Annotated in this window: 8 protein-coding genes and 1 pseudogene; 8 read left to right on the forward strand and 1 reads right to left on the reverse strand. The window is 41.8% G+C overall.

Features of this window, described 5'->3' with window-relative positions; genetic code table 11:
• Positions 1-85: 85 nt before the first annotated feature.
• The 4 genes and pseudogenes from WMO75_RS17750 to WMO75_RS17765 form a co-directional block, all read left to right on the forward strand.
• Positions 86-328: pseudogene (locus WMO75_RS17750) on the forward strand (type I restriction enzyme endonuclease domain-containing protein); the annotation flags it as partial.
• Between the two features lie 60 nt (positions 329-388).
• Entirely contained in the window at positions 389-1,696 is a 1,308-nt protein-coding gene (locus WMO75_RS17755) for a sedoheptulokinase (protein ID WP_118698199.1), read from the forward strand.
• Positions 1,697-1,858: 162 nt separating this feature from the next.
• Entirely contained in the window at positions 1,859-2,635 is a 777-nt protein-coding gene (locus WMO75_RS17760) for an alpha/beta hydrolase (protein WP_118698198.1), read from the forward strand.
• Positions 2,636-3,011: 376 nt separating this feature from the next.
• Entirely contained in the window at positions 3,012-3,965 is a 954-nt protein-coding gene (locus WMO75_RS17765; RefSeq protein ID WP_118698197.1) for an RpnC/YadD family protein, read from the forward strand.
• A gap of 163 nt (positions 3,966-4,128) precedes the next feature.
• On the opposite strand, the gene WMO75_RS17770 is transcribed toward WMO75_RS17765, so the two are convergent.
• On the reverse strand, positions 4,129-5,520 hold the full coding sequence (locus tag WMO75_RS17770) for a sodium-dependent transporter (RefSeq protein WP_118254569.1): 1,392 nt from the start codon (positions 5,518-5,520) through the stop codon (positions 4,129-4,131).
• A 131-nt stretch (positions 5,521-5,651) separates the two neighbouring features.
• Here WMO75_RS17770 and WMO75_RS17775 point away from each other — a divergent pair, with 131 nt between their 5' ends.
• The 4 genes from WMO75_RS17775 to glpK all read left to right on the forward strand — a co-directional run.
• Positions 5,652-6,548 carry a LysR family transcriptional regulator gene (locus WMO75_RS17775; protein WP_118698196.1) on the forward strand — a complete coding sequence of 299 codons (897 nt, stop codon included), beginning with the start codon at positions 5,652-5,654 and terminating at the stop codon, positions 6,546-6,548.
• Positions 6,549-6,873: 325 nt separating this feature from the next.
• The gene (locus WMO75_RS17780) at positions 6,874-7,254 is read left to right on the forward strand and encodes a hypothetical protein (RefSeq protein ID WP_118254567.1); all 381 of its coding nucleotides are present in this window, start codon (positions 6,874-6,876) and stop codon (positions 7,252-7,254) included.
• A gap of 16 nt (positions 7,255-7,270) precedes the next feature.
• The gene (locus WMO75_RS17785) at positions 7,271-7,567 is read left to right on the forward strand and encodes a hypothetical protein (protein ID WP_118698195.1); all 297 of its coding nucleotides are present in this window, start codon (positions 7,271-7,273) and stop codon (positions 7,565-7,567) included.
• Positions 7,568-7,680: 113 nt separating this feature from the next.
• A partial coding sequence (glpK, locus tag WMO75_RS17790; protein WP_349078644.1) for a glycerol kinase GlpK occupies positions 7,681-8,902 on the forward strand: 1,222 nt, incomplete at its 3' end.

Below are 8,902 nucleotides of genomic sequence, written 5' to 3' on the forward strand. Positions count from 1 at the left end.
TGCAGGTAAATAGTCGAAATTCACATTGGAAGGAAGATACCGATAATGGTTCTTATCCTTTAGCAGTTCCTTTACTTGGCTTAATAATCAGAATGTAAGAAATGAGCTAAAACTGGAAATAAAGATATGCTTAGTCAAAAATGGTTACCCGCCACAGTATAGTCCAGAAGTGTTTAATAAGGTTATGGAGCAGGTGGAGAATTTTGAAGAATTTTCGGGAAATAACACTATTTCATACTATGAAAGAAAATCAGAACCTGTGATGATGGCAGCAGAAGAAAAGAATGCGTATGGTGCTGCAAATAAAACCAAAGTCAGCAGGAAGTAATACTGGTCAAAAGAGGTGATTAACTGACTTGGTACACTACATAAGGCAAGGAGAGCAGGGATGAAAGTAATCGGAATCGATATTGGTACAACAACGATCAGTCTGGTTGTACTGGATACAGAAAAAAAGGCGGTTTTGGAATCAAGAACGGTTCCTAATGGGACATTTATAAGGACTGAAAAGGAATGGGAACGCATTCAGAATCCGGATAGAATTGTAGAAAAAGCGATGCGGGAGCTGAAAGAATTACGGAAGGCGTATAAAGATGTGGAGACAATTGGTCTTACCGGTCAGATGCATGGAATTCTGTATATTGATGAGGATGGAAATTGTGTCAGTCCACTTTATACTTGGCAGGATGGGCGAGGAAATCTTCCGGAATTTGATGGGAAGAGTGTTGTCTGTCTGGTAAAAGAAGAGACAGGTTTTTCGATTTCGACAGGCTATGGACTTGCTACACACCTGTATCACTGCAAAAAGAATCAGGTGCCGAAGAATGCAGTTTCCTTCTGTACAATTAGTGATTATCTTGGAATGAAGCTCACAGGCAGAAAAACACCAATTGTGCATATCAGTAATGCAGCAAGTTTGGGTCTTTTTGACAGTGAAAAAATGATGTTTTATATAGATACAATTCATAAACTTGGCATGGATCCGGGACAGTTGCCGGAAGTTACAGATGAGTTTAAAATCTTGGGATACTATGATGGAATACCGGTGACGGTGGCACTGGGTGATAATCAGGCAAGCTTTCTGGGAAGTGTTGGTTTTCAGGAAAATACATTGCTTTTAAACATGGGAACGGGTGGGCAGATTTCTGTATTATCGGATAAGCCATTTGAAGAAGGGGGAATCGAAGCCAGACCACTCGCAAGAGGAAAATATATTCTGGTAGGGGCATCTCTCTGTGGAGGGCGTGCTTATGCAGTGTTGGAGAAGTTTTTCAGAACTTTTGTGGTACAGGCTGGTGGTGAAGATAAGGCATTATATGAAGTTTTGAAGAAATTGGCAAGAGCTGCTATGAATCAGGAAAATCCTGTGGAAGTGTCTACTTTATTTAACGGAACAAGAACAGATCCAACGCTTCGTGGCAGTATTACCAATATCAGCGAAAACAATTTTACACCGGAAGGAATAACCTATGGTGTGTTGCATGGCATGATAAAAGAGCTTTATGACATGTATCAGCAAATTCATCAGGGGACGGGAATTCAGGTATCTCATCTGGTTGCGTCTGGTAATGGAATGAGAAAAAACAAAGTATTACAGGAAATCAGCAGTGAGATGTTTGGGGCAGATTTATCATTGGCTGTGTACCAGGAAGAGGCAGCCTGTGGAGCTGCAGTCAGCAGTGCTATGGCTTTTTAAGTTGTATAACGCATATAATATCTAAGGGGATTGTTTATGTTTGAGAGGATGCCAATATAGCAGACGGCGAAGAAGGAAAAGCTTCTGGATAATTTTCTGGAAAGGCATGAAGCGGAGCATCCGTTTCCTGAGGATGTGGAGCTGATTCGGGATATTGATTATATGGGGGATGGCATGGCCTGTCATTTTATGGATATTTACCGTGGAAAGAAGCATGATAAAAAGCATGATAAAAAGCTTCCGATCATGTTTAACCTTCATGGTGGCGGTTTCCTTCTTGGGAAAAAAGAGGAAAGTCATCTGTTCTGTGCAGAAATGAGCCAGAAGGGATTTCTTGTATTTTCTCTGGAATATCCTCTGGCACCGGAGTCTTTGTTTCCACAGATTCTTCGAGATCTGATGAAAGGAATTAAAAATTCCAGAGTGTATTTTCAGAAATATAATGGAGATGAAGAACGTATTTACCTGACAGGAACCAGTGCGGGGGCAAGCCTGTGTGTATATCTGGCTGCGATGATGCAGAGTCCGGAGCTGGCAGATGTTTTTGGAGTGGTGCCAGCAGATCTTGGGATTCGGGCAATGGGCCTGGCGAGCGGGATGTATTACACGACAAAAATGGACAGCATCGGAATTTTTCTTCCTTCCTGTATTTACGGAAAAGGGTGGAAGAAAAGTTCCTTTTATCCATACATAAATCCGGAAAACAAAGCGATTCTCGAACACTTGCCGCCGTCCTTTCTTATCACAGTTTATGGAGATTCCCTGCGAAATTACAGCAGACAATATGCCAGGGCCATACAGAAGTCAGGAGGCATCTGCCATCTGGAAGATCTGGGTCCCCACAAAAAACTTCCTCATGCATTCAGTACCGCCCTGCCGGAGATCCCGGAAAGCCAATATGTAAATGAAAAGATGGTAAAATTTCTGATGTCATATTGAATTTGATCTTCTTCAGGGGTTTTCGAAAGATTAAAAAACAATCGTAAATTTTTACGATTGTTTTTTCGCGCATTTCTGCACACAATATGGTTAAAAATCTGGAAAAAGGTGCAACTCATATGCATGAAACGAGAACAATAGATTTCCAGGACAAGTTAATTAGGAAAATTACATGTCTGGTTGCTGTCTTTCTGTAAAAATAAGCTTGCCAGATGGAGACAGATACTGTATAGTATAAAAAACAGGCAATGATCTAAAGTATCTTATCAGTTATCGTTCAGGCAAATATCTGCCACTAATTCCAAAGATAAAAGCAAATAAGTGTTTAATAGAACTCAACAAAATGTTATAATGTAGATACCAAAAGGAGTGTTATATGAATAATACGATTTTTGATGATGTGTTTCGTACTATGATTGAAAAGATGCCATATTTGGCAGTACCGTTGATCAATGAAGTATTTCACACATCCTATCCGGAAAATGTAAAGATCACACAGCTGCGTAATGAACACCAGCAGGAAGATGGAGAAATCATTACGGATTCCTGTTTGCTGATAGGGAAGAAGATGTATCATATCGAATGTCAGAGTACAGATGATACTACGATGACGATACGCATGATAGAGTATGATTTTGCGATTGCGATAGGAAATGCTGAGAAACAAAATCGGAGATATCGGATAGAGTTTCCAAAATCCTGCGTGCTGTTTTTGAGAAGCTCAGAGAATACACCGGATAATCTGGAGGCGGATGTGATTTTTCCGGATGGGCGGACGCATGTATACTCGATACCGACTATAAAAATGGCAGACTATACAAAGGACAGTATTTTCGAAAAAAATCTGTTGATGCTGCTGCCATTTTATATCATGAGATATGAGAAACAGGGACATGATCTGAGTGAAAATCCAGAATTATTTCAAATATTGTTAAACGAATATGAGGAAATCAGAGTAAATCTGGAAAAGGAACTGACAGAAACAGGAAAAGCAGAACTATATACGGATCTGACAAAACTCATTGTAAAGATTGCAGACCACATTTTTCGAAAGGAAGATAACGTTCGGAAAGGAATAGGTGATATTATGGGCGGGAAAGTTTTGGAATTGGAATCAGAAAGACTTAAGGCACTTGGAAAAGCGGAAGGAAAAGCGGAAGGAAAAGCAGAAGGAAAAGCAGAAGGAGAAGCAATTGGACAGGCAAGAGGAGAAACTCGATTAGGTAATTTAATCAGTCGGCTTATTCAGGATCAGAGAAATGAAGAAATTCTGCTGGCATCAACAGATTCTAAAAGACGTGAGCAGTTGTATAAAGAATATAATATTTAAGGGTATTCCCCACCTGGCCACGCGGAAGACTGTTTCGCTGGCGCGAAAGGCGCTTAGAACGTTTTTGATACAGGCTGGTGGAGAAGAGTATTTGAAAAATAATGCATAAAATCAGGAGGTCAGAAATGAACAGCTCTGATTTTATGCATTTTTTGTTTTATAATTACGATAAAATTCCGGTAGACTGCAGGAACAGGATGAACATCATAACCGGAGCGACAAAACGGATCATCACGCAGTAGAGTTTTTTTCTGTGGAATTTTTCGCCATTGCGTTCCATCTCATCAATTACATAATCCGGTGTTACGATCCAGCCGATCAGGATGGTGGAAAGCAGTGCAATGAACGGCATCATAACACTGTTACTGATATAATCCATGATATCCAGAAGCTGTCCCACAGAGCCATTCGGTAAATTTACTTCTACATAGAAAATGCTGTATCCCAAAGCGATAACAGCGGAGGCTGCCAGGTAGATCGCAGATAAAACAAGAACTGTTTTTTTACGACTGGTGTGGAAGATTTCCATGCAGTTTGCAGTAATAGATTCCAGTACGGATATACAGGAAGACAAGGTTGCAAAAATAGCAGTTACAAAAAACAGGACTCCCACAAATATACCGGCTTTACCCATAGCAGAAAATACTTTTGGCAAAGATACAAACATCAGGCTTGGACCTGCACCCATGCCCTCGGTTCCTGAAAATACGTATACTGAAGGGATGATCATGGCACCTGCAAGAAAGGCAACACCTGTATCAAAGATTTCAATCTGGTTGACGGCTTTGTTTAAATTTACCTCTGGCCTGACGTAAGAACCGTAAGTGATCATGATTCCCATGGACACACTGAGCGAGAAAAACAGCTGGCTCATGGCATCCAGCAGAATCTGCAGAAAACGCGGCACGGTAAGTCCTGTAAAGTCCGGTGTGAGATAATAAAGAAATCCCTGTAAGCCGGTATGCACCTGTCCGGAGGTATCGGTATGCCTGAGTGTCAGGGAGTAGACAGCGATAATTACGACCAGGATCAGCAGGATGGGCATCATCCATTTGGATACTTTTTCAATTCCTTTTTCCACACCATTGTATACAATAAGAGCCGTTACTCCCATAAAGAGCAGGGCAAAAATCACAGGTGAGGTGGAAGAGGTGATGAAGGATGTAAAATAATCATCTGTGGCAGCAGCCTGTGCCTGTCCGGTGATATATACAACGGCATATTTGGTGATCCAGCCACCGATCACAGCGTAATAAGTCATAATAAGAACGGGTACCAGGAAAGTAAGGATTCCCAGGAATTTCCATTTCGGATGCATCTGGGTATAAGCACCGATGGCACTTTTCTGAGTACGGCGGCCGATAGCGATATCAGAAGTAAGCAAGGTAAACCCGAACGTAAGCACAAGAATAAAATAAATGATCAGAAACAAACCGCCGCCATCTTTGGCTGCAAGATATGGAAACCGCCATAAATTTCCCACTCCTACAGCACTGCCGGCTGCGGCAAGGACAAAACCAAGCTGTCCTGAAAAATGATTGGATTTCTTTTCCACTGTAAATAGTTCCCCCTTTGATTGTTGTAAATATAAGATACTATATGATAAAATATTAGTAAAACAAATATTTTTGCTGGTATGTATTAAAAAAAATAATATTATTCCAGTGAAGGATGAAGAAGGTAAAAATGAAAGAAATTCGAGACCGTTATGATATTTTTTTGAAAGTATGTGAGACTGGAAACTTTTCCAGAGCGGCAGAAGCATTGAATTATACGCAGTCCGGAATCAGTCAGATGATGGCAGGGCTGGAGGAAGAACTGGGTGTACAGTTATTTGCCCGGATAAAAAAAGGTGTAATCCTGACAGACAATGGAAAACGTCTGCTTCCGTATATTCAGGAAATGGTGAATCAGAAAGATAAGCTTCGCCAGGCGGCTTTCAACATTAACAATAAAGTGGAGGGGAAACTTCGAATCGGAAGTTTTACAAGCGTAACAGCCATGTGGATGCCGGATGTGATCCGCTTTTTTCAGAAAAACTATCCGCAGGTGGAAGTCCAGATTTTCGACGGGAACTATGATGAAATCCGGGACTGGATCATTCATGGGCAGGTGGATTGCGGTTTTTTATCTTCTATTGTGGCATTTGACCTGAAATTTTATCCGCTTCTGGAAGACCCTCTTTGTGCAGTCATGCCAAAAGGGCATCCTCTTGCCGGAAAAAAATGCATAAAACTGGAAGAACTGCTGGAATATCCTTTTATTATCGAAACTCCCGGATGCGATAATGATATTCTGCATCTGCTGGAAAAATGCACGAAAAAACCGCAGGTTTCTTACAGCTTCCGGGATGACACGCTGATTATGGCGTTCGTGAAAAATGGCTTTGGGGTAACGGTTTCGCAGGATCTGGTCATGAGAGCCTTTTCCGATGGAGTTGAGGTACGTCCTCTTGAACCAGAAAGTCACCGGACCATCGGCCTGTCCTTCGCCCGAACAACCAACTCCGTGGTATCAGGAGTATTACTGGATTACCTGCAGAAGTCCCTGCAGAAATACGATTCGAGCCCATCCGGCTCCTGAAAAAGACGGCAAGCTTTTATTTTATATATATCACGCATCTGTTTTTCCAGGCGGTCAGCAGTTCTATGGCATTCTGACATCTATAAAAATGGTAAATAAATCAAAGGAGCATTTTTATGAGAATATTCAGAAAGGAATAGGTGATATTATGGGAGAGACCTGGAAATGGAATAGGAAACACTGAATAAGTAGGTGGCTTTTAACATCAATAGCAACTGGACATAATGCCACAGTTCTTTCTTTATACTTTGCACATATTCCATATTGTTATTTTCGTTTATCAGTGTATAATATTTTATATCCTGAGGAGGGAGGAGGAAAGACTATGTTTGACAAAATAATTGATTTTGGAGCTTACTTAGCTGAAAGTTTTTCCATTTGGATCATCTGTTCTTTGCTGCTTTTTGCCTGCATCATGTATGTATTGCATGGAAGCATCTATTCATTTCATTTGGAAATGCTTAACAGACCAAATAAATTCAGTAAGACCCCGGTGGTGCATATGGATTCTAACAAGGTAAAGCTGGATAAAATCCTTTGCTATCTGGCAGCTTCTTTTTGTCTTATCGTGGGCTGTGGGTTATGCACGAAAATAATATTATACATATTAGGATTGGCAATTATGCTTTTATCCGGAATTGTCCAGGTTATTGTATTGGTTGTATTGTTTGTGCTGGTGGGCTGTATTCTTATCGCATTTATATAGGAAAGAGAGAATCAATATGAGTAAAGAGTATGTTTTGGCGGTAGTATGTATATTTCTTCTTTGCATATCTGCTGATTATTTTTTTAATATAAGTATTAGTTTAGCAGCAGTTTCACGTACTATTCTGAAGTCGTTGGCAGGATATTTTATTTTAAGTCTGCTTCTGGGAAAAGGCTGGTTTCTTCTTTTAAAGCTGATCCGATGGCTTTTGGAATCTACAATAGGTGTAATAGTGCTTATGCTTCTTGGCATTTCACTGGCTATCACGGTACCGGTAGCCATAGCATGGTGTATTGCAACACCAAGAAAATGAAGAATCAATCGGAAAGAAAAGGCATCTTCCAAAGGATTAGAAATCCGTTGAATCCCCACCATTTTTGCGTTACAATAAATGCATACTAAAATACCACAAAGGGGATTTTACCTATGCAGAAATACATAATGGCACTGGACGCGGGGACAACCAGCAACCGGTGCATCCTGTTTAATAAAAAAGGTGAAATGTGCAGTGTAGCACAGCGCGAGTTCCATCAGTACTTTCCGAAGCCGGGCTGGGTGGAGCATGATGCGGATGAAATCTGGGCGAGTATGCTTGGCGTAGCGGTGGAAGCCATGAATATGATCGGTGCGGAGGCTTCTGATATTGCGGCGATCGGAATTACCAATCAGAGAGAAACGGCAATTGTATGGGATAAGAATACCGGAGATCCCATTTATCATGCAATCGTCTGGCAGTGCCGCAGAACTTCCGAGTACTGCGACTCCCTCAAGGAAAAGGGACTCACAGAGAAATTCCGTCAGAAGACAGGTCTCGTGATCGATGCCTATTTTTCTGCGACCAAAATAAAATGGATTCTGGACAATGTAGAGGGTGCAAGAGAAAAGGCGGAACGTGGGGAACTCCTTTTCGGAACGGTTGAGACCTGGCTGATCTGGAAACTGACGAAGGGATCTGTGCATATCACAGATTACTCCAACGCATCCAGGACGATGCTTTTTAATATCAATACGCTTGAGTGGGATGAAGAGATTCTTGAGGAATTGAATATTCCATGCAGTATGCTTCCCGAGCCAAAGCCGTCAAGCTGTGTTTACGGAATGGCAGATCCGTCTTTCTTAGGCGGCGCGATTCCGATCGCAGGTGCAGCGGGCGATCAGCAGTCGGCACTTTTCGGGCAAACCTGCTTCCAGGCGGGAGAGGCCAAGAACACTTATGGCACAGGCTGTTTCCTTCTTATGAATACAGGAGAGAAACCGGTATTTTCGGAGAATGGTCTGGTAACAACGATTGCCTGGGGACTGAATGGCAAGGTGAATTATGCACTGGAAGGATCGATTTTTGTGGCGGGAGCTGCAATCCAGTGGCTTCGTGACGAGATGCGTCTGATCGATTCTTCAGAAGATTCAGAGTATATGGCACAGAAGGTTCAGGATACGAATGGATGCTATGTCGTTCCGGCATTTACCGGACTTGGTGCACCGCACTGGGATCAGTATGCGAGAGGTACGATCGTGGGAATCACCAGAGGAGTAAACAAGTACCACATTATCCGTGCGACACTGGAATCTCTGGCATATCAGGTAAACGATGTTTTACAGTCTATGAAGGCTGATTCCGGGATTCAGCTTGCGGCACTTAAAGTCGATG

Origin of the sequence: Blautia intestinihominis (genome assembly GCF_040096655.1) — a bacterium.
Lineage (GTDB): Bacteria > Bacillota > Clostridia > Lachnospirales > Lachnospiraceae > Blautia_A > Blautia_A intestinihominis.

Coding starts and splice junctions, on each gene's coding strand:
- WMO75_RS17765 (WP_118698197.1), top strand. CDS start 3,012: ATGAATAATACGATTTTTGATGATGTGTTTCGTACTATGATTGAAAAG.
- WMO75_RS17775 (WP_118698196.1), top strand. CDS start 5,652: ATGAAAGAAATTCGAGACCGTTATGATATTTTTTTGAAAGTATGTGAG.
- WMO75_RS17755 (WP_118698199.1), top strand. CDS start 389: ATGAAAGTAATCGGAATCGATATTGGTACAACAACGATCAGTCTGGTT.
- WMO75_RS17780 (WP_118254567.1), top strand. CDS start 6,874: ATGTTTGACAAAATAATTGATTTTGGAGCTTACTTAGCTGAAAGTTTT.
- WMO75_RS17785 (WP_118698195.1), top strand. CDS start 7,271: ATGAGTAAAGAGTATGTTTTGGCGGTAGTATGTATATTTCTTCTTTGC.
- WMO75_RS17760 (WP_118698198.1), top strand. CDS start 1,859: ATGGGGGATGGCATGGCCTGTCATTTTATGGATATTTACCGTGGAAAG.